General features: G+C 38.9%; 25 protein-coding genes and 1 pseudogene. 7 read left to right on the forward strand and 19 right to left on the reverse strand.

What is annotated here, in order from left to right; translation table 11 throughout:
* Positions 1-128 precede the first annotated feature (128 nt).
* From ABDZ53_RS03255 to ABDZ53_RS03280, 6 genes and pseudogenes are all read right to left on the reverse strand, one after another.
* Complete coding sequence (locus ABDZ53_RS03255) at positions 129-893, reverse strand: ABC transporter permease (protein WP_343753933.1); 765 nt, start codon at positions 891-893, stop codon at positions 129-131.
* Complete coding sequence (locus ABDZ53_RS03260) at positions 890-1540, reverse strand: ABC transporter ATP-binding protein (protein ID WP_343753935.1); 651 nt, start codon at positions 1538-1540, stop codon at positions 890-892. The genes ABDZ53_RS03255 and ABDZ53_RS03260 overlap by 4 nt, the downstream gene beginning before the upstream one ends.
* Before the next feature lie 59 nt (positions 1541-1599).
* On the reverse strand, positions 1600-2514 hold the full coding sequence (locus ABDZ53_RS03265) for a YitT family protein (protein ID WP_343753937.1): 915 nt from the start codon (positions 2512-2514) through the stop codon (positions 1600-1602).
* 1 nt (position 2515) lies between these two features.
* Positions 2516-4126, reverse strand: coding sequence for an amidohydrolase (locus ABDZ53_RS03270; RefSeq protein ID WP_343753939.1), 1611 nt, complete (start codon positions 4124-4126; stop codon positions 2516-2518).
* A 112-nt stretch (positions 4127-4238) separates the two neighbouring features.
* Positions 4239-4868: pseudogene (locus tag ABDZ53_RS03275) on the reverse strand (glycosyltransferase family 32 protein); the annotation flags it as partial.
* 160 nt (positions 4869-5028) lie between these two features.
* Positions 5029-6426 carry an MATE family efflux transporter gene (locus ABDZ53_RS03280; RefSeq protein WP_343753941.1) on the reverse strand — a complete coding sequence of 466 codons (1398 nt, stop codon included), beginning with the start codon at positions 6424-6426 and terminating at the stop codon, positions 5029-5031.
* Positions 6427-6594: 168 nt separating this feature from the next.
* Between ABDZ53_RS03280 and ABDZ53_RS03285 the strand changes: the two genes are divergently transcribed.
* Positions 6595-7263 carry a CAP domain-containing protein gene (locus ABDZ53_RS03285; protein WP_343753943.1) on the forward strand — a complete coding sequence of 223 codons (669 nt, stop codon included), beginning with the start codon at positions 6595-6597 and terminating at the stop codon, positions 7261-7263.
* Between the two features lie 231 nt (positions 7264-7494).
* Here ABDZ53_RS03285 and groL read toward each other — a convergent pair whose 3' ends face one another.
* Together groL and groES are read right to left on the reverse strand one after the other, a co-directional pair.
* Positions 7495-9120, reverse strand: a complete 1626-nt coding sequence (gene groL, locus ABDZ53_RS03290) for a chaperonin GroEL (protein ID WP_343753945.1) — start codon at positions 9118-9120, stop codon at positions 7495-7497.
* Positions 9121-9162: 42 nt separating this feature from the next.
* Positions 9163-9447 (reverse strand): co-chaperone GroES, encoded by a 285-nt coding sequence (gene groES, locus ABDZ53_RS03295; protein WP_343753947.1) that lies wholly within the window; start codon positions 9445-9447, stop codon positions 9163-9165.
* A gap of 237 nt (positions 9448-9684) precedes the next feature.
* Here groES and ABDZ53_RS03300 point away from each other — a divergent pair, with 237 nt between their 5' ends.
* Positions 9685-10341 (forward strand): CPBP family intramembrane glutamic endopeptidase, encoded by a 657-nt coding sequence (locus ABDZ53_RS03300; RefSeq protein WP_343753949.1) that lies wholly within the window; start codon positions 9685-9687, stop codon positions 10339-10341.
* Between the two features lie 42 nt (positions 10342-10383).
* On the forward strand, positions 10384-10590 hold the full coding sequence (locus ABDZ53_RS03305) for a DUF4305 domain-containing protein (protein WP_343753951.1): 207 nt from the start codon (positions 10384-10386) through the stop codon (positions 10588-10590).
* An 87-nt stretch (positions 10591-10677) separates the two neighbouring features.
* Here the strand turns inward: ABDZ53_RS03305 and ABDZ53_RS03310 are convergent, their stop codons facing one another.
* A complete protein-coding gene (locus ABDZ53_RS03310; RefSeq protein WP_343753953.1) occupies positions 10678-11370 on the reverse strand; it encodes a redox-sensing transcriptional repressor Rex in 693 nt (230 codons plus the stop codon).
* A gap of 326 nt (positions 11371-11696) precedes the next feature.
* On the opposite strand from ABDZ53_RS03310, the gene ABDZ53_RS03315 reads away from it, so the two are divergent.
* Positions 11697-13655 carry an ABC-F family ATP-binding cassette domain-containing protein gene (locus tag ABDZ53_RS03315; protein WP_343753955.1) on the forward strand — a complete coding sequence of 653 codons (1959 nt, stop codon included), beginning with the start codon at positions 11697-11699 and terminating at the stop codon, positions 13653-13655.
* 67 nt (positions 13656-13722) lie between these two features.
* Here the strand turns inward: ABDZ53_RS03315 and tsaD are convergent, their stop codons facing one another.
* Genes tsaD through tsaB form a run of 4 tightly spaced genes read right to left on the reverse strand, consistent with a single transcriptional unit; the run spans position 13723 to position 16516 of the window.
* Entirely contained in the window at positions 13723-14736 is a 1014-nt protein-coding gene (gene tsaD / locus ABDZ53_RS03320; RefSeq protein WP_343753957.1) for a tRNA (adenosine(37)-N6)-threonylcarbamoyltransferase complex transferase subunit TsaD, read from the reverse strand.
* On the reverse strand, positions 14729-15211 hold the full coding sequence (gene rimI / locus ABDZ53_RS03325; protein WP_343753960.1) for a ribosomal protein S18-alanine N-acetyltransferase: 483 nt from the start codon (positions 15209-15211) through the stop codon (positions 14729-14731). Before rimI (ABDZ53_RS03325) ends, tsaD begins: the two co-directional genes overlap by 8 nt.
* A complete protein-coding gene (gene rimI / locus ABDZ53_RS03330) occupies positions 15202-15801 on the reverse strand; it encodes a ribosomal protein S18-alanine N-acetyltransferase (RefSeq protein ID WP_343753962.1) in 600 nt (199 codons plus the stop codon). The genes rimI (ABDZ53_RS03325) and rimI (ABDZ53_RS03330) overlap by 10 nt, the downstream gene beginning before the upstream one ends.
* The gene (gene tsaB / locus ABDZ53_RS03335) at positions 15788-16516 is read right to left on the reverse strand and encodes a tRNA (adenosine(37)-N6)-threonylcarbamoyltransferase complex dimerization subunit type 1 TsaB (RefSeq protein WP_343753964.1); all 729 of its coding nucleotides are present in this window, start codon (positions 16514-16516) and stop codon (positions 15788-15790) included. The genes rimI (ABDZ53_RS03330) and tsaB overlap by 14 nt, the downstream gene beginning before the upstream one ends.
* A gap of 152 nt (positions 16517-16668) precedes the next feature.
* Between tsaB and ABDZ53_RS03340 the strand changes: the two genes are divergently transcribed.
* Positions 16669-17412: an NAD-dependent epimerase/dehydratase family protein gene (locus ABDZ53_RS03340; RefSeq protein WP_343753966.1), complete on the forward strand. Its 744-nt coding sequence runs from the start codon at positions 16669-16671 to the stop codon at positions 17410-17412.
* Positions 17413-17458: 46 nt separating this feature from the next.
* On the opposite strand, the gene ABDZ53_RS03345 is transcribed toward ABDZ53_RS03340, so the two are convergent.
* From ABDZ53_RS03345 to ABDZ53_RS03360, 4 genes are read right to left on the reverse strand one after another with little or no spacing between them, the layout of a single operon-like run.
* Positions 17459-18448, reverse strand: a complete 990-nt coding sequence (locus tag ABDZ53_RS03345) for a LacI family DNA-binding transcriptional regulator (RefSeq protein ID WP_343753968.1) — start codon at positions 18446-18448, stop codon at positions 17459-17461.
* A 20-nt stretch (positions 18449-18468) separates the two neighbouring features.
* A complete protein-coding gene (locus tag ABDZ53_RS03350; RefSeq protein WP_343753970.1) occupies positions 18469-19515 on the reverse strand; it encodes an aldose epimerase family protein in 1047 nt (348 codons plus the stop codon).
* Between the two features lie 18 nt (positions 19516-19533).
* Positions 19534-21018 (reverse strand): UDP-glucose--hexose-1-phosphate uridylyltransferase, encoded by a 1485-nt coding sequence (gene galT / locus ABDZ53_RS03355; protein WP_343753972.1) that lies wholly within the window; start codon positions 21016-21018, stop codon positions 19534-19536.
* Positions 21011-22186, reverse strand: a complete 1176-nt coding sequence (locus ABDZ53_RS03360) for a galactokinase (protein ID WP_343753974.1) — start codon at positions 22184-22186, stop codon at positions 21011-21013. The genes galT and ABDZ53_RS03360 overlap by 8 nt, the downstream gene beginning before the upstream one ends.
* Positions 22187-22464: 278 nt before the next feature.
* On the opposite strand from ABDZ53_RS03360, the gene ABDZ53_RS03365 reads away from it, so the two are divergent.
* Positions 22465-23169, forward strand: a complete 705-nt coding sequence (locus ABDZ53_RS03365; protein WP_343753976.1) for a zinc metallopeptidase — start codon at positions 22465-22467, stop codon at positions 23167-23169.
* Between the two features lie 75 nt (positions 23170-23244).
* On the opposite strand, the gene epsC is transcribed toward ABDZ53_RS03365, so the two are convergent.
* Entirely contained in the window at positions 23245-23751 is a 507-nt protein-coding gene (gene epsC, locus ABDZ53_RS03370; protein ID WP_343753984.1) for a serine O-acetyltransferase EpsC, read from the reverse strand.
* Between the two features lie 178 nt (positions 23752-23929).
* On the opposite strand from epsC, the gene ABDZ53_RS03375 reads away from it, so the two are divergent.
* A complete protein-coding gene (locus ABDZ53_RS03375) occupies positions 23930-24412 on the forward strand; it encodes a DUF456 domain-containing protein (RefSeq protein ID WP_343753978.1) in 483 nt (160 codons plus the stop codon).
* A 49-nt stretch (positions 24413-24461) separates the two neighbouring features.
* On the opposite strand, the gene ABDZ53_RS03380 is transcribed toward ABDZ53_RS03375, so the two are convergent.
* Positions 24462-25216, reverse strand: a 755-nt coding sequence (locus tag ABDZ53_RS03380) for a DUF975 family protein (RefSeq protein WP_343753980.1), incomplete at its 5' end; no start/stop codon positions are given.

A 25216-nucleotide genomic window follows, 5' to 3' on the forward strand; every position in this document is an offset into this window, starting at 1 on the left:
TAGTTCGTATTTTTTTTAATACTCTACACTTATATATGTCAAACAAATGGCATATTACACAGAACTGTCATAAAATCCCCCTTTAAATCGGTAAGTTTACCGTTTTTAAAGGGGATTTATCAACAAGTTTATAGAATTAACTGTTTTCTTTCATTGAAAAACTGCCTGTAAGCCATATAGCTGGCTGTAAAACTTGCTATACTCGTTACTGAAATAATCATAAACATCACCACAATTTGGTAGCGTATCGCTTCAATAGGATCCACTCCTGCAATAATTAATCCAGACATCATACCGGGTAAGCTCACTAAGCCTACCGTTTTAGTGCTGTCTATGGACGGACTCATGCCTGTTTTCACACTTTCACGGATAATGGTCATTGAAGCTTGCTTTTCATTGGCTCCTAAAGCTAATTTTTCCAATACCTGTTGTCTCAAATCAGTAAATTTACTGTTGAGCGTGCGAAATGTGAGACCGATAGCCACCATAGCGTTGCTCGCAACCATTCCTGAGATAGGAACAATTTGCGTCGGTGTCCAATCGATGGCACCAGTCAAAACTAATATAGTTAATGTGACAGCTGTTCCTAAACTGATGGAGAACAAGGAGATAAACAACGTATTAGGTATCCCTTCACTCCGCTTATGGGCATTATAACCCGCATTAAAGACAATAAATAACACCATGAGTAAAGTTAAGAAGAAGTTGTTTACTTCAATAATATACTTTAGAACATACCCGATAATAAACAGCTGAATAAAGGCACGCACTCCAGCAATAAGAATATCATTTCCTAAACCCAGTTTTTCCTTATAGGCTACGAGGATAGCTATAACCAGGAGCAAGGTCGTCAGTATTAAGGATACATTGTTGATTTCTAACTGTTCATTCATTGTGTATTCTCCACTTCCCCTTTATGAATAGTAATGACTCGGTGAGACATCTCAATCTCTCGTGCATCATGTGTGACGAAAAGAATGGTAATAGCTTCTTCATTCGTCAGCTCGTCTAAAATAGCATAGATAATATCTTTGTTCTCCGCATCCAGTGAACTCGTGATTTCATCCAACAATAAAACCTGAGGACGAAACAAAAGATTTCTTACTATTGAAACCCGCTGTTTTTCTCCTCCAGATAATTCTTTTATCGGTTTTTTTAAATACGTCTCATCTAATTTGACACGCGCTAACATACGCAGACATTTTTCTTTATCAAACTCTTCATCTTTAATGTCAAAGGGAAAAGTCAGGTTGTCTTCCACTGTCTCATCAAACAACGTCGCATTTTGAAAAAAATAAGACACGTCTTTCCTGTAGTCTAAAGGATCCATTTCTTGAATATCCTTATTTTGATAAGAAACAGTTCCTCCTGTTGGAGTAAGTATGCTGGCTATAATTTTCAGTAACGTACTTTTTCCTCCACCAGACGGTCCTGTGATGGTGACTCTCTCCCCTTTTTGAATGTCAAATGAGACATCCTTCAAAATCATTTGTTTGTCTACTTCAAAAGACACGTTTTTAACTTGGATAATCGGTTCCACACAATAAGCCTCCTTGGTTTGATGACATAATCACTATTTTATCTTACCTCTATCTGATTTCAACTATTCTGTTCTTCTATCCAGGCATCTTCCGCATCAGTAATGCGCTCAGCTTGTGTTTCCGGCGAAAGATAAGTAAAGCCTTCCCCCGCTACTTCTTGAACATGAGAAATAGTCATGAACGCATTATCGTCAATCGCTTCAACGATTCGTTTAATTTGAAGCACTTCTCTTCGACTAATAATGATGTATAATATCTGTTTATCTTCTTGGGTGAAATACCCTTTTCCATTTAATATAGTAATCCCCCTGCCAATCTGCTTTTCGATTTCAGAAGCAATCTCATTGTATTTCTCGGAAACAATAAAAAATGATTTTTTAGGATTCAATCCTTCTAGGAAAAAGTCAATCACTTTATTCGATATATAGAGATTAATTAAAGTTAAAAAAGCATTTTCTGCTCCAATAATAAAAGCACTCGGTACGACAATACAGACATCTATCAATAAAAGGCCAGCTGGAATACTCACCCCTAAGTATTTGTGCATTAATTTCGCAATAATGTCACTCCCGGCTGTTGTTCCCCGACCTAACATGATCAGACCTATACCAGAACCCATGAAAATACCTGCTCCAATAGGGGCTAAAATTTGATTTTCAGGGACAAACGTCCAGGGGGTGACAACTAAAAGCAACACAGAGATGATGGCATTTGCAATCAATGTATAATAAAGGGTTTGCTTGTCTAGGAATTTATAACCTATACCAAGAATAATAATATTTAATGTGAAAATAGTATAAGAAGGAGGAATATCTGTTAAATAAAATAAAATCAGAGAAAAACCCGTCAACCCTCCTTCTGATAAATCATTAGGCAATGTAAATGCATTGACACTAAGGGCATACAAAAATGAGCCCAAAGTGATCAAGGTGATATTTCTAAAAAAATCTTTTGTCAATAACCTTTCCTTCATATCAGTTCTCCTTCTTGTAAACTTCTTTCCCGTTTACATAAGTCGACACAACGGTAGTGTCTTTAATCTTCTCTTTTGCTACTGTAAATATATCTTGTTCTAAAATGATGAAATCAGCTAGAAAGCCTTCTTTCAAACGCCCCTTTTCATTTTCTTCAAAGCTAGCATAAGCTCCCTCGTACGTATACGCATCAATGGCCTCATATATATCCATAGCCTCTTCAGATAAGTATGGCTGCTCAGCAGGGTGTTCTAAACGATTTCGTGTAACTGCGCACTGAATGTTGTAAAAAGGATTGAAGGAAACAATAGGGGCATCGCTGCTGAATGACTGATGAATCCCTTTGTTTTTCATCGATTTAAATAAATAAGACCCTTCTGCTCGCTCAGTTCCCATTCGGTCATAAACAATCGGTAGGTCATCGTCAATAAATATAGGCTGCACATAAGTGAGGTAGCCCTTTTCAGCTACGCGATCGATAAGATCAACACCCGACGTCAGCTGCATATGGTTGACACCCAGTCTCAAATCATTCGGTTTTCCATCCAGTGCCTGATCAAACGCATTGAGAATCGTTTCAATTCCTCTATCGCCGATTCCATGAATGATGACTTGATAGCCATTGTCCACGGCCATAGCTACTTCTTGATTCAAGGCTTCCTGTGACTTAGTCAGGATTCCTTTATTGTCTGGATCATCTGCGTAAGGCTCTCTTAAAGCAGCTGTTCGAGAACCCAGTGTCCCGTCAATAAACAACTTCACTGGCCCTATTTTATTCCACGCTGTTCCTTGATGGAACGCATAAGAGCTATTTAAAAAATCAGGCATATACTTTCCGTTATTAAACCAGATTTGCTGGTAGAATCGTATCGTCAACTGGCCGTCTGCATCCAAGTCTTCATAGATTTTCAGAGTGTCAAATATGTTCTCATCTTTGGCATCATTCGTATGCATGGACGTTAAGCCTAAACTGTTGGCTAACCTCATCGTATCCATCAACAAGGCTTTCTTCTCACTAACTGTTTTTACAGGCAGTTGGGAACGAACCAGATCCACAGCTCCTTCGGTCAAAACACCCGTCGGATTTCCATTGACATCTTTTTGTATTTCTCCCCCGACTTCCAGTTCTGTGTCCTTATGAATGTTAAAGCGATGAAGAGCAGCCGTGTTCAAGCTCATCATATGTCTGTCTACTCTCACAAGCGCTATAGGAACGATTGTAGAGATTTTATCCAGATCCTCTCTTGTAGGGAGCCGATTTTCATCCGTAAATTGGGTATGATTCCAGCCTTCGGTATACACAATATCTTCAGAAGTTAAGCCGTTTTCCTCTATGTAACGTGTCGTGCGCTGAATAAGCTCACTCATGGATGTCACATCTGTAATCGGAAGCAGTGAGAGGTACTCGGCGGTCATTAAAAAATGAAGATGCGTATCAATCAGACCGGGCAATACCGTTTTCCCTTCTAAATCAACAACCTCAGTCCCAGTATACTTTGCCGCACACTCCTCGTTAGCTCCTACTTTCATTATACGGTTGTCTTCTACAATCATGCTTTCAGTAAACTGATTTCTTTCCATATAAATTTTTCCATTTTTAAATAATCGCATCGAATCGTCCTCCCCTTGATTTTTCACTTCTTTCATTATACCGTTTGTACTTCTTTCTTAATAGTTTTTTCTCCAAAACAAAAAAGCCAGAACAAAGTCCTGACTTCTCTTCTTATAACCAACTGCCTGTAAATTGATGAATTCCATGTGTATTCTTTGTTTTAGCAATTTCTCTCGTCCAGTAATCTTTAGGTGAAAAATATTCTCTTGGAAAAATCGTACAGCCTTCTATTTCCTGAAAGGTATTGTTGGGTTTCAGTCCCCGCTCAATCATAATTTCTGTAATCCGAATGACATTAGTCTTATCATCTCTTGAGCCATCGGGTAATATAAATTCCCGGCCATCGTAATCGTCATATAACTCTTCTATAAATGGATGATGCGGTTCTGATCCAATGATACCCGTTGATATCTCCGTTTCAATTTCAAAACTAAAAAACGCAGGAAACTTGCGAAACTTATCTATGGGCTTGACTAATTCCATGTCTGTATCGCAATAAACCCCACCATATTCTTTTAAGGCATAGAGTCTCGCGACATCGGAAACAAAGGCCCAATCTTCTTTTTCATAAGCTTGCTTTGTGTAGAGACCATGGTCTTCCGGGTTAAAATTCGATTCGTCCCATCGTTTAATCTCCCAATCGGGACAATATTTTTCCCAACTTTTTAAACATTTTTCTTCTAATGGACCTAATTCATTTCCTCCAAACCAGGCATAGTGGATAATTTTAGGAATCATATGTCTCTTCCTTTCTCTAACTCATCCTTCCTTCTTTTACTAGTGTATCAAACTCGCTTATCAAAAATCATTTAATAGCATTTATATAAATGATGCAGATGTTAGGTAAAGAAAAAAGTGTTGAGATAATGGTCCTTCCTCTCAACACTTATAGATTCTTGTTTTATTTTGGAGCGTATTGTCTCTCTTCTTTTATTTCAGGTTTAGACCGCATTGGAGCGATTTTCTTTTTGTATATTGAACGCAGAGCCAATAGGGCAAAGCCAGCTGTGAGTACTTCCGAGATGAGTTTAGACCACCATACCGCATTGACATCTCCTGTAAGGGACAGAAGATAAGCGACTGGTACTAAAATGATGAGCTGACGGAAGACTTGAATCCACAAGCTGTACATCGCATTTCCCAAGGCTTGAAAGACTGAACCGAGCATAATGCTTATTCCAGCAAAGACAAAGCTTAAGCTTATTGTGCGAAGGGCAGCTGTTCCAATGGTTAACATGTCTCCTGTCGCATTAAATAGATAAAGCAGTTGCTCTGGGAATAACTGGAAAATTACCGTTCCTATAGCCATAATACCTAGGCCAAATAAAAGCGAGACCTTTATTGTTTCCGTTAATCTTTCTTTGTTTTTGGCTCCGTAGTTAAAGGAGACTATAGGAATCATTCCGTTATTCAAGCCGAACACGGGCATGAAAGCAAATCCTTGCAACCGGGTATAGACTCCGTATACCGCTGTAGCCGTTGTAGTGAACTGCAATAAGATATTGTTGAATATCAATGTGACGAGTGATGTGATGGACGTCATAACCATTGAAGGAATCCCCACACTGTAAATTCGTTTAATAACAGCCAGGTCTGGTTTGAAGCCAACATACTGCATATCTAAATCGGTATTCACTTTGGCATTAATAACGATAGCCATGGTTGCGGAAACGATTTGAGCTATAATCGTAGCGATTGCTGCCCCAAATACGCCAAGCGCCGGTAAACCAAAGAGACCAAAGATTAAAATAGGGTCTAATATAATATTTAATATGGCTCCAGTGCCTTGGGTAATCATAGTGTAAAAACTGCGACCGGTTGACTGCAGAATGCGTTCATAAGTGATTTGCATGAACTTTCCAATAGATAAAGTGGTTATAATCGTTGTGTATTCTACGCCGTACTGAATGATAGCTTGATTATCTGTCTGCATTTCAAAATAGGGGCGGATTAAAAATAAGCCGAATATCAGGAAAACAAAATAGTGCATGATAGATAAAAATACCCCGTGATTGGCCGCAGCACTCGCCAGATCCCGTCTTCCTTCTCCTAGTCGTTTAGATAGCTCCGCGTTCATACCCACTGCTGAACCAATTTGTATGGCAATCATGAGCATTTGAACAGGGAAAGCTAAAGATAGGGCAGCTAAAGCTTCTTCATTGATTTGAGCGACAAACATACTGTCTACAGCGCTATATAAAGACTGTACAAACATGGACAGCATCATGGGTAATGATAGAGTTAGAACTAATCGTTTAATGGGCATGGTTCCCATTTTTTCAGAATTCATGTTTTTCATTTTATACTCACACCTACCCTTAGTCTTTTTAGTTACAATCGTCTCTCTAGTATACAAAATAGTATAGACTAAATGAAGGCATTTAGCTAAAATTTGACAATTAAACTCTATCTACACTATCCCTCTGGTTTTCTGATACAATAACGGGGAAAGAAAGGGTTGATTACAATGAAATTTATTAGAAAACTAATCTTAACCCTGCTGGCAGTTTTAGTCGGTTTCTGGCTAGGTTTCAGCGGGATTTTAAGTGGTACCCGAGTGGGTCATATAATGGAAACAACAGTATCTTATCTACCGGATGCCAATGATATTCGTCGGTTTAGAACGAGCAGTCTACCTATTTTCGAAGATATCATCCAATTAGACGATTCCAGTCACTCAAACTCAGAAAATCCAGTTCCTTCTTTAATGAATAAGCACACTGATGTCAATTATGACGTTGTTGAACTGACAATTATTGATTTAGTTAATGACTTGCGTACCGAACTAAATCGTCAACCTCTTCAATCTAATGATATGCTTAAGGCCGCAGCCATTATACGAGCGAGAGAAACAGAAGAGAAATTCTCACACACACGTCCTAATGGAATGGATGCTTTTTCTGTCTTTAATGAAGATGGCATTGATTATAATTATAGAGCCGCAGGTGAAAATTTAGGCATGGCAACGTATTATATGAGCGAAGAAGAAATGGCTGAATTAATTTTCGATGGCTGGGTTGAAAGCCAAGGTCACTATGAAAATATGATTCGACCGGATTACGAAGAAATTGGTGTCGGAGTGCATTATGATGGTGAATTTTTATATGCCACACAATTATTTGGAACACAGCATTGATTTTTTCCCTGTCTCGATTAACTCAGCTAAATTTTTTGTGTGAGTTAATGGAGCTGGGGCTAACTCGATTATCTCACTCACCTTCTAAGGAGCGAGTTAATCGATATACGGCTATCTCAATCAACTCGCGCCTTTTTTATTTATGAGTTAACCCAGATAGGTCCGACTTTGGTTATTAAAAAAGCACCTACAAGACAATTCTTGTAGGTGCTCGCTTTTTAATCGATTGAATTACATCATACCGCCCATTGCGCTAGGGTCCATTCCACCAGCTGGGTTGTCATTTTCTTGAGGGATTTCAGCAACGGCTGCTTCTGTAGTTAAGAGTAAAGCTGCAACAGATGCGGCGTTTTGTAGTGCTGAACGGGTTACTTTGGTTGGATCGATGATACCTGCTTCAACCATGTTAACCATTTCTCCAGAAACAGCGTTAAAGCCGATACCAGATTCCACATGTTTCAAGCGCTCGACAATCACACTTCCATCTAAACCAGCGTTGGAAGCAATTTGACGAACAGGTTCTTCTAAAGCACGTAAGACAATGCGTACACCAGTTGCTTCGTCGCCTTCTACTTCAATTTCTTCAATCTTATCTAAGATATTGATATAGGCTGTTCCACCACCAGCGATAACACCTTCTTCAACAGCTGCACGAGCTGCGTTTAAAGCGTCCTCGATACGTAGTTTACGTTCTTTAATTTCAGTTTCAGTAGCTGCTCCAACATTGATAACCGCTACTCCACCTGCTAGCTTCGCAATACGTTCTTGCAATTTTTCACGATCAAACTCAGAAGTTGTTTCTTCTGCTTGTGCACGTAGCATCGCCACACGTTGTTCGATGTGTTCTTTTTCTCCAGAACCTTCAACAATCGTCGTGTCATCTTTTGTAACAGTCACTTTACCAGCATTTCCTAACTGATCGATTGTGACATCTTTCAAGTCTAATCCTAAGTCACTTGTGATAACTGTTCCATTCGTTAAGATAGCTATATCTTCTAACATGCCTTTACGGCGGTCACCGAAACCAGGAGCTTTAACAGCTACAACATTTAGTGTGCCACGGATTTTGTTTAGGACAAGAGTTGGTAAAGCTTCTCCTTCAATATCATCCGCAATGATTAATAAAGGACGATTTTGCTGCATAATATTTTCTAAAACTGGAAGAATATCTTGTACAGAAGAAATCTTCTTATCTGTAATAAGGATGTATGGATTATCCAGGTTTGCTTCCATTTTCTCGTTGTCTGTTACCATGTACTGAGATAGGTAACCGCGGTCAAACTGCATTCCTTCCACAACATCTAATTCCGTTTCGATTCCTTGAGATTCTTCAATCGTAATAACTCCGTCGCTTCCCACTTTTTCCATAGCATCTGCTACGAGCTTTCCTACTTCTTCATCTCCAGAAGAAATAGCAGCAATTTGAGCAATGGATTCCTTATCAGAAACATTAATCGAAATGTCACGTAAAGCCTCTACTGCTTTTTTAGTAGCCAATTCAATTCCGCGACGAATGCCTACAGGATTAGCACCCGCTGTGACGTTTTTCATTCCTTCGTTGACAATCGCTTGAGCTAGTACAGTCGCTGTAGTTGTCCCGTCACCAGCAATATCGTTTGTTTTGCTTGCTACTTCAACAACTAACTGGGCTCCCATATTTTCGAATTTGTCTTCTAATTCGATTTCTTTGGCGATAGTTACCCCGTCATTAGTAATTTGAGGTGCTCCAAAAGACTTATCCAATATAACGTTTCGCCCTTTTGGACCTAGTGTAACTTTAACTGTATCTGCTAACTTGTCTACTCCGCGAAGCATAGCTGCACGTGCGTTTTCAGAAAATTTAATATCTTTAGCCATGTGTATGTCCTCTCCTTAGTTAAGTAATAGTGATCGACTTAATTATTCCACAATCGCAATAATGTCTGTATCTTTTACAACGAGGTATTCTGTTCCATCATATTTGACTTCTGAACCAGCATATTTTTCAAATACGACTTCGTCACCAACTGATACATCAACCGCTGCACGTTGGCCGTTATCTAATACTCTGCCTTCTCCTACGGCAATAACTTTTGCTGTCTGAGGTTTTTCTTTAGCAGAATCTGGTAATACAAGCCCACTTGCAGTTGTTTCTTCTACTTTTTGTACTTCAAGCAGTACTCTATTTCCTAAAGGTTTTAACATGTTGAAATCCCTCCGTATAATATTAGTCGTTATTTTTATTCACTAGTCTACTAGTGAGATGTGAGTGTTAGCACTCTAAGGTGTCGAGTGCTAACTCCACTTATTAGTATATTCAAAACTCATGAATCTTGCAAGTCCTAAATTTGAAAAAAATAGATTTCTTCCTTTGTGGAAACCCTTCTTGATTTGTGTTAAATTACTAGTATTATGGATTTTAATTGCTAAAGGATGAAACTAATGAACCTTAACCGAAGTAATAAGAAAGCTGCTACACAAATCATTGTACTTTATATTATTATTCAGTTAGTCACAGCCATTGTGCCTTTTTACTTTCCAGAATCTTCAGGACCAGAACTCTTCCTCACTTTTTCCATTGTGATGTTCAGCTTGGGAGCTCTTGGAATGATATGGATTGTTAGAAGACAGCAGATGCAATTTGATTTCGAAGATTCTTTTTCACAACAGCGCAAAGAAATCCTCACTTGGGGGATTGCAGGGGTGTTTATAGCCTTATTTGTACAAAATATTGCGAGCATCATCGAAGTGATCGTCTTAAATTCCCCCATGGAATCTCAAAACACAGAACAGATTATGCAAATTGTATCAAGTTACCCTGTCTTTTTAATTCTAGCAGGTATTGCCGGACCAATAATGGAAGAATTTGTCTTTAGAAAAGCCATATTCGGTATGCTTATTGATAAAATCGGAGGCATAGGAGCAGCGGTAGTCAGCTCTTTACTTTTTGCTTTTATCCATTTTGACGGTTTACTGTTAGTTTATTCATCTATGGGCTTTGTGTTTGCGTGGCTTTACTACAAAACGAAAAATATTTGGACTCCCATTATTGCTCACTGCTTGATGAATATTATGGCAGTTGTTCTTAACTTGCTTTAAATGAAAGGTCTTAATAGGACTAAAAGATAGAAAGGATTCAAGATGACTGAAAAACAAATCAAATTTCAAATTGGCTTTAAATATGTCTTCTTCCTGCTTTTTCTTTACTTTACAATTGATTCAGTAGGTTCAAGCGGATGGAGCCTTTTCTCCATACTTTTTGCCCTTATTGCGACAAGAGACTTTGTTCAAGGGACGCGTTTAGCAGAAGTCTATTATCGAATAAAAAAACATCAGAAGAAAAACTGACATCCATGCAGTGATTCCTCTCATAACTAAAAGCACGACCCTTTTTCCTTATTTAATAAAGGAAGTAGGGTCGTGCTTTTGTCTGTGCTAGTCGTTATAAAAAAGATCGTCTAATGGATTATCTGCCTCTTCTTCTGAATCATCTGCAAAATCCTGGTAATAGTTAATGAAGTAGATAAGTGTCTGTAATTCATTTGTTAAGTCAACATTATGAACCCGTACGCCTTTAGGTACCGTGACTCGGATTGGTGTAAAGTTCATAATCCCTTTCGCTCCCCCTTCAACCAGCTTATCTGTCATCTCTTGTGCAATATCAGAAGGAACGGTCAAAATAGCCACATCAATCTGCTGCATATCCAGTTGTTCAATCAATTCATCTACATGATAAATAGGGACACCCTGATGAATTGTTCCAATAAGGTCTTCATGAACATCAAACCCAGCACTGATTCGAATATTATTGTTGCGACGGAAATTGTAATTTAATAGGGCTTGTCCTAAATTTCCAACTCCAACTAAGGCAACATTCGTTAAGCGATCTTGATTTAATTTTTTACTGAAGAAATTCATTAAGGATTCGACATCGTACCCGTATCCTCTTTTTCCAAGTGCACCAAAGTAAGAGAAATCTCGTCTAATAGTGGCACTGTCTACTTTTACTGCTTCACTTAACTTAGCTGAAGAAACTCGTTCTTTTCCGGCTTCATATAAAAAGCGTAAATAGCGATAATATAAAGGCAATCTTCTTGCTGTTGCTTTTGGTATTTTCTTTTCTGCCATGTTTATTCTCCTCTTTTAAATATATAACTTTAGGGTTTCATCCTCAATCAGTCAATTCTTTTTGTGCATTCACAAACTAGTGACCTTAGAACATAATTTATTATACCACTATTATGAGTAAAATAAAGATTTATCTCTAAAGGAAAGCTTAAAGTTTCATAAACAGCCCATTACTCTTCTTGTTCATTTGTGAACGTTACCACTGATTATGCACATATTACTTTAAGTTAGTTATCCCGTAACAGGGACCAGATAGGGTTTGTTAACGTGTGCGATTATGCTAAACTAAGAGAAGATAAGATTGCTTAGAAAAAGAGGAAACTATCATGATTGTATTACAAACTCAAAAAATTGCACGACATTTCGGAGCTGAAACGCTCTTTGATAATGTTTCTTTAGAGATTAAAGACTCCTCTAAAATAGGATTAGTTGGTCGAAATGGAGCTGGAAAAACAACCCTTCTGGATATCATTTCAGGCAAAACGGAACCAGATGAGGGGGAAATTCACAAGAAAAAAGATATGACTATTGGATATCTTGATCAACATACAGGCTTGGAGTCTTCCCTCACGATTTGGGAAGAAATGTTCAAAATCGCCGAACCTTTAATGGCTATTCAATCAGAAATGACCCAGTTGGAAAAGCAAATCAGTGATCCGCATTTAGATCACTATACAGTAGAATATAAAGATCTTCTTAGTCGATATGATGCGCTTCAAATCCGCTTTCAGGAAAATAACGGATATGGCATTGAAAGTGAGATCAAATCTGTCCTTCATGGTTTTCGCTTTTACGAAGAAGATTACAATACACCTATTGAACAACTCTCTGGTGGTCAAAAAACACGATTGGCCTTAGCCCGTTTATTATTAGAAAAGAAAGATTTACTGGTTTTAGACGAACCCACAAACCATTTAGATATCGATACATTGGCCTGGTTAGAAAGCTATCTTCAAAGCTACACAAAAGCTCTCTTAATTGTCTCTCACGACCGGTATTTTTTAGACAAAGTGGTAAATGAGATTTATGAGGTCTCCAGAGGCAGTGTGTCTCATTATCCTGGAAATTACTCTGCTTATTTGGATTTAAAGGCTGAAAGAATCAAACGAGAATGGAAAGTATTCGAAAAACAACAAAAGAAGATGGCTAGTCTGGAAGATTTTGTGGCACGTAATATCGTGCGCGCATCCACTACTAAACGGGCACAAGCCCGTCGCAAGCAACTTGAAAAGATGGAGCCTTTATCTAAGCCCATGGGGGATGAAAAAAGTGCCCATTTTCAGTTTCTTACCAATAGACCCTCTGGGCAGGTCGTTATTCAAACAGATAATTTAGATATCGGATACGGTGAGAAAGCTTTATCCGGTGGTATTGACTTGGATATACGCAAACAAGATGCCATAGCTATTGTTGGACCTAATGGTATTGGCAAAACTACATTACTGAAGACATTAATCGGGATGATTCCTCCATTAAAAGGAGACATTTCCTTAGGAACAAAAGTAGACATAGGGTATTACGACCAAGAACAAACCCTGCTCAATCAGTCCAAAACCGTTTTAAATGAAGTGTGGGACGATCACCCCACTCTCCCTGAACAATCTATCCGCACACTACTAGGATCCTTTCTGTTTTCTGGTGAAGATGTTGAAAAAACGATTGCTTCTTTAAGTGGAGGAGAACGTGCACGAGTAGCCTTAGCTAAACTGGCATTGGAGAAGAATAATGTCCTCATGCTTGATGAACCAACCAACCACTTGGATATCGACTCAAAAGAAGTCTTGGAGAATGCACTGATTGAATTTGAAGGGACGATTCTTTTCGTCTCTCACGACAGATACTTTATTAATCGCATAGCGACTAAAGTCATCGAACTCAATGAAGACAGCACTGTAGAATATTTGGGAGATTATGACTATTACGTTCAAAAGAAGGAAGAGTTAGAAGCTCTCAAACGTATAGATGAAGGCAGTCAAGAGAGTCCTGCTGAAGAAGATAAACCATTATCAGAAAGCAAACGCACGTATCAAGATCAAAAAGAGTTTCAAAAAGAACAGCGCAGACTCACTAGACGAATTGAAGCGATTGAAAGTGAACTGGAAGACATTGAAAACAAAATTTTGGAAGTCCAAAAGCTTTTAAGTTTACCTGAGACATTCGAGGATTTGACGAAGGCTGAAGAATTGGCAAAGGAAAACAAAACATTACAAGAACAGCAAGATCAATTAATGGAAGAATGGGAAGATTCCCATGAAAAATTAGAGGAGTGGAATTCATCTCTTTAATGTGTACTCTTCTATTCTGCATACAAAAACGAGCACTCTGGTCATAGAGTGCTCGTTTTTTCTATATTCAGGAAACAGACAGACCCGGCGTACCGTTTAAGGCTAGGTTCGCAAATTGCTCGTTTTTCAATTTCGTAAACGCTGCTGCACCGATCATAGCCGCATTGTCCCCACATAAAGACAAGGGGGGAATGAGTAATTCAACATCTGGCAGCTCTTCAGCTACCTTGGTTTCAAGTGCTTCCCGCAAGCCTTTGTTCGCGGCCACTCCGCCTGCTAAAGCCAGTTGCTTCACATTCTTTTCTTTAGCCGCTCGAATGGTTTTATCTACTAGCACCTCTATCACAGCTGCTTGGAAGCTCGCTGCTAAATCTTCAGAATCGAGCTCTTCCCCTTTTTGCTTTGCATTGTGAACCGTATTAATAAAGGAACTTTTGAGTCCACTAAAACTAAAATCATAAGTGTCTTCTTGCATCATTGCTCGAGGGAAATGAAAAGTGTCTTCCCCTTTATGGGCCATCTCATCAATATGTTTGCCACCTGGATAAGGTACCCCTAATACTCGCCCGATTTTATCATATGCCTCTCCTGCCGCATCATCTCGTGTTTCACCAATAATCTCAAATGAATCTTCTTTTTCCATGTAGATGAGTTCTGTGTGTCCGCCACTGACGACCAAAGACAAAAGGGGAAATTCTAGGCGAGAAACCAATTGATTGGCAAATATATGCCCGGCAATATGATTCACCGCTATTAGCGGAATATCATGAGCAAAGGCGATAGCTTTAGCTGAGTTGACTCCTATAAGTAAGGCACCCACAAGACCGGGACCTTCTGTTACAGCAACGGCATCCAATTCCTCATACGTCACATGGGCTTCCTTCATTGCTTCTTCAATAATCAGGGTAATTTGTTCCACATGATGACGACTCGCAATTTCTGGAACGACTCCTCCAAAACGCTGGTGACTTTTAATCTGGGAAGCCACAACATTGGACAAAATAGTTTCTCCGTTTTCTATGACAGCTGCACTCGTTTCATCGCAGCTTGTTTCTATGGCTAAAATTCGTTTTTTAGACATCCTTTTCCTTCTTTCTAAGTGAACACCTCATAAGTAAGGCGTCTTCCTTTGGGAACCGATAGTAATTCTTCCGAATCCCTATTTCTTCAAATCCATTCTTTAGGTAAAAAGCCTGAGCTTCTTTATTTGAAAGGCGAACTTCCAAAAAGATACTAGCCGCTCCCTGCCTTGTGCATTCTTCTTTGAACGCGCGTAATAAGTGTTCAGCAATCCCTTGCTTCTGATACTTTTTACCTACCACTATCGTATAGATTTCTCCATCATCTGGCAGAACTTGCCCACCAATATAACCAATAATCTCCTTATGCCTTTCGGCCACGTAGAAAAACAACTCTTCTCTAGCAAGAGTCTCCTGAAATTGAGCAGGGGACCAAGGCGATCCATAAGCAAAGGCCTCTTTCGCGATAGAGTAGAAAGTCTTTTCTTGTCTTTCGGTTGGATGATAGGGGCGAATACTCCACTCCGTTATTTCCATTCAGATATGTCCCCTTGAGGGGGATAAAGAGGGAGCGTCATTTCCAATGCATCTTCATAGTCATTGGCATAGTAATTCTTTTTAATCTTCCCATCTTTAAATCCTAACGTCCGGTAGAGACTTTGAGCGGTATGATTAGAGACTCTGACTTCCAAAGTTAATTTCTTCATATCTTCTGCATGACCCAAAGCAATGATTTCTTTTATTAAATAACTAGCGATCCCTTTATTTTGATAGTCAGGGATGGTGGCAATATTTGTGATATGAGCTTCTCCATCCACAAACCAGGCTCCGATAAAGGCAACAGGTTGATCTTCATCATATACAACAATGTAAAAGGCATTTTTATTGTACCGGATTTCATGCATAATAGCTGATCGGGTCCAGGGCGTCTGACCATTATAGCATAGCCTCTCAATGATCACTATACTGTCCACATCTTCATCTTCAGCTACTTTAGCTTTTAAAAAGCGTTCATCCGTCAAGGCATAAAAGGGTTGCTGGAGTTTCATTCGCATTTTCAAAGGGACCAATACTTTGGTTGTCTGTTTAGACACTTTATCCGTAAACCATTCTTTAAAGTTTTTCAACCCACTCGCCTCCTTCTAGTTTACCCGGATTGGCCTCCACCCACTTTTGTTCGGCTTCAGCTAATTTGATATAATCAGGTTCGAATACATGAACGTCTTCCGCTTCCTCTTTTTCCCCCAGTTCTATCAGTGCACTAGCTCTTGGATAGTCTCTAGCGGCAGGCAGCGTATAGAGCATATCTCCTAAGACGCTCTTGAATAGGTCTTCAAATCGTTCCTTATCTTCTCCAACTATTTGGATAGGCGCCTTTAATTGCTTAAGATAATGCGCCCATTTTTCTGCCGATATATGCGTATCTGCTTCCACCTGCACCAGTTCATCTTGACGGTAGTGATACAGGCCAGTATAAAGATTATCTCTTCTGGCATTGAATACAGGAACAATATAGGAACCGGGAATGCGTTCCCCATTAGCTGCCAAGACTTTTAAGCTGGATACTCCCACTAGGTCAATACCTAGAGTAAAGGCCAGAGTTTTAGCAATGGTGACTCCTATTCTTACTCCTGTATATGAACCGGGTCCTTTAGCCGTGACCACGCGATCCAGTTCATTCGGTTTCCAGTTTACTTCTTTAAAAAGGGCCTCAATAGTCGGCATTAACTGGATGCTGTGATTTCTTTTGACATTGACCACGCGTTCTGCCCTTAATTTTCCGTCCTCAACTAATGCAACAGACATGGTTTGATTGGATGTATCGATACCTAAACTTTTCATTTTCTGGCTCCTCAATCTTCTCTCTTTAAAATAATTTTAGCATATTTTAGGACCGTGAGGAACTAAACTGCCACTTAAAGGCGTATCTTTTGATTTTCTTTTAGACTAATCATACACTAAAGAAGAAGTTTAATAGTAAAGGGTGACGATTAATGACAAAAATATTAATTACAGGAGCAACAGGGACCATTGGTAAAAATTTAACCAGACACTTAAAAGACAAGTATGACCTGGTCTTGGCAGATATTGACTTCTCGGATTTTCCAGACGATTTAAAGGAAAATGCTAAGATAGTAGAAGCTGATCTCTCTAAGCTGGAAGAGTGGAACGGTTTACTAGATGGAGTGGATTATGTCATTCAACTAGCTGGAAACCCAGATCCTGAAGCTGATTTTTATGAAGACCTCGTTGAGTTAAACTATTTCTTACCTCAAAATTTATATTATAAAGCGGCAGAATCTTCCGTTAAACGTATCATATTTGCTAGTTCCATCCACGCATCAGATGCTTATCCGGATAATGTCCAAGTCAAAACCACAGACCAAGTGAGACCGGATGATTTATATGGTGTGTCAAAAGCCTACTTAGAAGCTTTAGCCAGCTACTATGCCTTTAAAAAAGGAATTGAATCAATCGGTATTCGTATTGGTGATTATAAATCAGATGATAGTGAACTCGGTGAGGATACAGATTTAAGAGGCATGGCTGCTTACTTTTCAGCTAGAGACATGAACCATTTAATTGACTGCTGTTTAGAAGCTACTCTTGATGAGCCTTACTTGCTCGTCAATGGGCTTTCAAATAACACCTTCCCAAGACTGGATATTGAGTCAGCACGAGTCAAGTTAGGGTACGAGCCAAAAGACAATGCATTTGAAAAGTTAAATAAATTATAATAGGAAAAGAACACTCTCTTGATATCAAGAGAGTGTTCTCAATTTATTACGTACTTTCTCGTTCGATTAACTTAGTAGACAAAATAACTGTTTTTAAAGCTTCTCTCCCATTATAGATGCGTTCATGCAGAAGTTGAATCCCTGTTTGACCCATTTCTTCTGTGTGCACACGTACGGTCGTCAAGGCTGGGGTGATATATTTAGCTGTAGAAATATCATTAAACCCAATAATACTGATTTCATTAGGTACTTTGATGTCTTTTTCATACAAGGCTTTTAAACACCCAATGGCGATAGCATCATTCGCAGCAATAAATGCGGTCGGCCTCTCGCTTTCTGGTATGGTTTCCATAGCTTCCAGCATATTTCTTCTGCCTTCTTCTACACGAAACGCTCCAGTAAAAAAGTAATCCTCATGGTACATGCCTTTTCTTTTTAAATACGTTTTGACGATTTTCTCTCTCGGGTCCACCCATGTGCCAGACCCGTCACTAAAGGATTCTGTTCCCCCGATAAACCCAATTTTCTCATGGTTTTTTGAAATCAAATAGTCAATGTTCCGTCTAATGGCTTTTTTAAAGTCCACAATGACACTATCGTAGTCGCCTTTAGGCAAGTAATCAACAAAACAGAGAGGAATATTTTTCTTGGCTAGTACAGAAATTTGTTTGTCACTAAATTTACCAATGGCTAATATCCCTACAAGTTCTGAATCTTCTATCAGTGTTTCTTTATTGTAGACTCGAATATAATCATAGTCGAGTGCTTCTGCTTCTTTTTCAGCGCTTAAGCGTATAGACATATAGTAAACATCGTTTAACTCTTCTTCTTCAGTATACCAGTTTATGATGGCTATCTTACCCTTTGCTTTAGCCGGACTACGCTTTATATTTTTATATTCTAATTCTTCAGCTGCTTCAAATATACGTTTCTTCGTGTCTTCTCCAACTGATAAGGTAGGGTCATAGTTCAATACGCGAGAAACAGTTGAAGGAGATACCTTAGCTTTCTCTGCTATATCTTTTAATGTAGCCATTTCTGCGCTCCTTTATCTCCTTAGTCTCTCACTCCGAATTGGTAGGTTGTTCGAGAATGGAAAGTTTCATTAGGTCTTAGAATAATATTTCCAAAGCCTGGCTGGTTAATAGCATCTGGCAGTACTTGAGTCTCCAATGTCAGTCCCGCATATTGCTTAGCCGGTTCACCTTCAATTAAATAATCGTCTATTTCGACGTTATGCGTAAAGACAACGACACTGTTCATATCCGTGAACATTTTAACTTCCCTTCCACTCTCAGGATCAAATAGAACCACTTTAACGTCTTCTTTTTGGTTTAATACAAATGGATGATCCAATCCATTGATAGGTTTAATTTGAGGATGATCAGATAACACAGCCTCTTTAACTGGCTTAGGAGATGAGAAATCAAAAGGTGTCCCATCTGATTTTTCTAATTTACCCGTTGGCAACGTTTCTTCATTTAAAGAGCCATAGTAATCACTGGCGATTTGTAACTCATGATCTAAAATCGTTTGTTTGACATCGCCTGTTAAATTAAAGTACACATGATTCGTTGGATTATAGAGAGTGGTGGCATCTGTGGTCGCTTCGTAATCAATAACCCATTCATCTTTGTTCGTTAATGTAAAGGTGACTTTTAATTGCATAGTTCCTGGGAATTCATTTTTCCCAGCAGGATCTTCATAAGTAAATATGAGTTTCGCTTCTGTTTCACTCGTTACTTCTTCCACATCCCATAATTGGGTATCAAAACCTTCTGGTCCTCCGTGTAAAAGGTTCTCTCCTTCATTCACTGCTAATTGATGAGTGACCCCACCAAGTTTATATTGCCCTTTTGCAATTCGCCCTGCTATACGGCCAATTGTCGCACCATAATACGGACGGTTAGCCACAATGTCGTCTAAATTATCAACGTTAAGCGTAATGTTTTTCATTTCACCCTTCTTATCCGGAGTAACTATTTTTGTCACTGTCGCTCCGTAGGGAATCGCACTTAATTTGACTCCATTATCATTGGTTAAGGTGTATTCATATACATCTTTTCCTTCTAAACGACCAAATAATTCTTTAGTGATTTCCATTTCCTATTCTCCTATCTTTTAATTTAGTGTTTGAGCAAAATCTAAAAATGCCTGCATGCCTTCTTCATCTCGTTTAAAGACACCTGCATCTTTTAATACTTGTAAAAAGACTTCTCCTACTGCTTCTTCCACAACATCCTTTACATTGTCTGCTGTTATAGTATTATTTTGTTTTAACTCATCTGCCCATCTTTGGTGAATCGCATCAACTGAATCCGCTTCTCCAATTAAATACTGACGGACCGTTTCTAATTCTGTCTTTAATCGAGGAGGTAAAATAGCTAACCCCATCACTTCGATAAGTCCAATGTTTTCTTTCTTAATATGCTGAACAGGTGGATGAGGATGGAAGATACCATCTGGATAATCTTCTGACGTTCGGTTATTTCTTAAGACCATATCCAGCTCAAAGGCTTCCCCTTTTCTTCTCGCAATCGGCGTGATAGCATTATGCGGGGTTCCGTCAGTGTGGGAGTGAATACCAACGGACGCATTGGAGTACTTTTCCCATTGAGTCATAACTTTATCAGCGGCTTGTATGAGTTCTTCTTTGTTTTCACTTCTCAAGCGAATAACAGACATCGGCCACTTCACAATTCCAGCTTGAACCGATGGTGTCTCGGCCAATTCTATTTCCTTTTCGATCTCTGATTGTTCCAGCGGAAACGTATACCGACCACCCTGATAGTGGTCATGGGATAAGATGGATCCCCCTACAATTGGCAACCCTGCGTTTGAACCGACAAAATAATGAGGGAAAGTCGTTAAGATATCCAGTAAGTTTTCAATAGCTCGTATCCCTACGTTCATTTTGCGATGGACTTTTGACAAGAAAATAGAGTGCTCGTTGTAATAAGCATAAGGGGAGTACTGTAAGCCCCATTCTTCTCCATTAACATTCATGCGAATGATACGATGATTGGCTCTACCAGGATGGGTGATGTGCCCTTCATATCCTTCATTTTCTAGACAAAGCATACATTCCGGATAGCTGCTTGAACTGTTCGCACCCAACGCAATTTCCTTAGGGTCCTTTTCGGGTTTAGACAAATTGATTGTAATTTCTAGATCTCCATATTCAGTCGCATGCGTATACTCAATATTTTTTGCGATTTCTCTTGTTTTAATATAATTATTTAATTGACTTTTTCTGAAAAAGAATTGAGTAGCTTTTTCGTAAGAGTCTTCGTAAGCTGACCAAAACAAGCGATTGATTTCTGAAGGGCTAGGAGTAATCAAATCCATGATTTTAGCTCCTAAACTATCTTTCGCTGAAGATAAATCTTCAATTACTTCTTCTTGTACGGCATAGTCAATCATGTCGTCCAGCAACTGAAGCGCATCCACCGGTTCAGCTGAGGGAGACAATGGACTTATTTCTATTTTACCTAGTAAAGTGAGCAAACGATTCTTAATATACACTCGGTCCAAGGGGTCAACATCTGCTTCTTGAACACTCCAATTGACAAAATCTACGATGGTCTGGTCTATGTTTTTAGTCATTTACAATCCATTCCTTTGTTCCATCAGACGTTTCAGCAATATAAAATTCTGCTTCATGTCCGATTTTTTCTTTGAATCCTTTACCAACATTCTCAATAAAACGATCCACGTACTCATTCTCAACTATAGCGATACAGCAGCCACCAAATCCGCCACCTGTCATACGTGCCCCAACCGTTCCCTGTTCTTCCCAAGCTAATCTTGGTAATAAGTCTGTTGCCTCTACTGTTACTTCATAGTCTTCATGTAAAGAAACATGAGACTCATCCATATACTGCCCAAATGTTTTTAAGTCATTTTTCTTTAGTACTTCGGCTGCTCTTTCTGTTCGCGCACTTTCATACACAGCGTGTTTTGCTCGGCGAAGCCATACATCATCTGATATTACATGTTTATTTTCTTCAAAGTCTTCTTCCGTCAAGTCCCCAAGAGATTGAATGTCTAATGCCGTCTGTAATTCTTTCAGTGCGGCTTCACATTGTTCGCGTCGTGTGTTGTATTCCGAATCCACTAGCTCTCTTTGAGTCATTGAGTTCATGATAATGATTTTGTGTTGAGGTAAAACTAAAGGAATCTGCTCATATTCTAAACTGGTCGTATCCAGTAGCATCGCATGCCCTTCTTTACCCATACCAATCGCAAACTGATCTAATATACCGGAGTTTAAACCTAAAAATTCATTTTCAGTTCGCATTCCCATTTTTACCAGATCTAACTGAGGGATAGATAAACCATAAAGTTCTCTTACAATGACACCTGAAAGCAGTTCTAAAGAAGCCGATGAAGAAAGAGACGCACCTGTCGGAATCGTGCCATATACATACAAGTCAAAGCCATGAGGCAAGTCGCCTGTTTTTTCTTGAATGTATTTTATCATTCCTTTGACATAGTTGGTCCAATTATCTTCTTTTTTGTAGCTAATAGTTTCTATATTAAAAACCAGCTTCCCCTTCTCTGGGAAATTCCCTGAAAAGGCATGGACTTCCTTATCCGTTCTTGCCTTAACCACTCCATATGTTCCCATTGTAATGGCACATGGAAAGACTTTTCCTCCATTGTAATCCGTGTGTTCGCCAATTAAATTAATTCGTCCTGGCGAGAAAAAAACACGCTCACCCTCGTAACCAAACTGTTCTTTAAACCCTTTTAATAACTCTTCTCGTTTCATTCAGCATCTCTCCTGTTATTTATTCCACTTCATTGTATCGTCTTTAGTAAAATTCTACAAGTAAATTTACTAAATCAAATAAAAAAACTATCATCTGGCCTTTTCTAACCCCATCCCCTTAACTATTGGAGATATTTTATAAAAAAGGCGCGTCTCGTTTAATGTCATTGTTTTTTCACAAAGAACTCATACAAGTTTGGATTCCTCAACAGTTTATATGCTTGTTTTGTGTTATAATAAAAGCACAGCTTCACATAAAGTATTAGGAGGTTATTGTTATGCCCTATTTTCCATTCTTTTGGGATCCAACCATGATTTTAATTATTATCGGATTAGCCATTTCTGGTTTTGCCAGCATGTATGTGCAATCCACTTACAGTAAATACAGCAACATTGAAAGTCAAAAAGGCTTAACAGCTACAGATGTCGTGAAAAAAATTCTGGTTTCATCCAATATGCCAAATGTTCGTTTAGAAGGTATCCGAGGTAATTTAACGGACCATTATAACTCAGAGGAAAATGTTCTGCGTTTATCAGACTCGACACGCAACTCTACCTCTGTCGCTGCTATTGGAGTCGCTGCTCACGAAGCGGGGCACGCTATGCAAGATCGAGATAACTACAGTTTCTTGCGTTTACGTTCAGCCTTAGTACCCGTTACCAACTTTGGACAAACAGCGGCTTTTCCTATATTATTACTCGGCTTTTTCTTAGGAGGAAGCGAGATATTGATTAATATTGGTATTTTACTCTTTTCACTGACACTACTCTTTCAGTTAGTGACGTTGCCTGTTGAATTTGACGCTTCCAAGCGCGCCATTCGTGTACTGGAAGATCAAAACATTTTGACTGCAGAAGAATTGCCTCAAGCACGAAAAGTTCTGAATGCGGCTGCGTTAACTTATATTGCGGCAGCTATCGCCTCTTTCCTAAGCGTGATGCGTTTGTTCCTTCTTTTCGGTGGCGGCAGACGTCGCAGATAAAGCATATTAAAATAACATCCGCCTGATCTTATGACAAGATTAAGCGGATGTTTTATTTTGAAGACTAAGATCCTCTCAACTGATTTCATTCTGTTTTGACTTAACGACTTTTGCTGGAATACCGACAGCTGTCACATTAGCCGGAATATCTTTTAGAACCACCGCTCCAGCACCAATTTTAGCATGGCTTCCTATCGTAATATTTCCTATGACCTGGACATGAGCAGAAAGCAGTACACCATCATGAATAGTGGGGTGTCTCTTTCCTTTTTCATCTCCTCGTCCTCCTAATGTCACGCCGTGAAATATGATAACATCATCTCCGATTTCAGTCGTTTCTCCAATAACGGTGCCCATACCGTGGTCTATAAAGAACCTCTTCCCTATCTTTGCTCCAGGATGAATTTCAATTCCCGTTAACCATCGGGCAAACTGCGATAGCATACGAGCGAGTAATCGACTATTTTTATTATATAAATAGTGGGAGATACGGTGGAAAAACAACGCCCAAACTCCTGGATAAGTTAACACAATTTCTAAAGTACTACCGGCAGCCGGGTCATTTTTTTTATATGTGTGCATTAGTTCTTTAAAAGCACTCACTACTATCCCCTCCCCATTGATTCTATCTTCTGTTCCCTTTCATTATAGGACGGATTCTCAGATATTGCTATCTATTAAAATACTTTTCTTTTTTCTTCTGAAACGATGTCTTGTATACTAAACACAGAGCGTTTTCAGATAGAAAGGATACGTGTGTATGGATGTTTTATTATGGATCATAGTGATCGCTTTATTTATCACTAGTTTTGTTGGATTGATTTATCCTGTTTTGCCATCCGTTCTGGCGGTATGGGGTGGATTTTTAATTTATCACTTTTTTATAAACGCTAATGAACTAACCACTTTCTTTTGGTTATCCATGGGAGTCATTACAGTGATTTTAATACTAGCGGATATTTTTACCGGATCGCTGGCTGTCAAACAGTTTGGAGGAAGTAAATGGGGAGAGCGTGTCGCCACAGTGGCTATTATTGTCGGTACTTTCGTTTATCCCCCTTTCGGTATTTTAATCTTACCTTTTGTTGCTGTTGTCATCGTAGAGATTTGGCAACAGGATAATGTAAGTGACGCTTTTAAAGCAGCCTTCGGTACGCTCATAGGCTTTTTGAGCGGTCGTTTAGCAGAAGGTCTTTTGCAGCTGATTATGATTGGCTGGTTCTTTTTAACTATATGGTTTTAAATAAGGTACCTAACAATGCATCTAGATTGTTAGGTACCTTATCATTTACTTAGAAGTCATTAAATTCATCATCGTCATCATCTGATTCTTCATAAAAATCATCTTGAAATGGAGCTTCTTCAGAATAAGTATAGTCTACTGGACGACCTTGAATGACGTCTTGTAAATTATCATAAAACACGGCCTCAGCTGTAGCTATATAGGGTCTGACATATATTGATGCAATTCCCAAAGTAAAGACTTCCAGAATGTTCCAGCCTATGAAGCTTAAATGAAGTTGGAATAATCTTGTTTTATGCCCATGCATCATCATTTTGCTTTCCGTAATACACTCTAAAGAAGAGGGATAGGCATTTTCAAAGCCTTCTGATCTATCTTTATAAATAAATAATGCCTGAGAATAAGCATATGATTTTACTATGCCAGGTATAATGAACAGGAAGCTCCATAATGTCACAAAAAGTCCCTGCAGAAGTTGAATGAGTAGAACAGGTATAAAATAACGTCGACTAAAGACTTGAAAAGCATCCTGTAAGGGTCGAATAACACAGTTTTTCTGACGTATCAAATCGAGCAGAGTATAAGAAATACCTACAGTTATGAAAGAAAGTGTTATATTGATTATTATATTTGTATCAGATACTTGATAGTTATAGGCCATCCTTGAAAAAGCGACCAAATTAAAACCCACAATACCGCCTGTTACCAGTATCGAAATCAAAATTGGAACGAGGTTTGACACTCCCACAGCTAAAGCAGTGGGATTCTTAAGTGCTTTGTCGAACGCAGGCCATTTCTGTTTTG

The organism is Alkalibacterium iburiense (genome assembly GCF_039521845.1).
Lineage (GTDB): Bacteria > Bacillota > Bacilli > Lactobacillales > Carnobacteriaceae_A > Alkalibacterium > Alkalibacterium iburiense.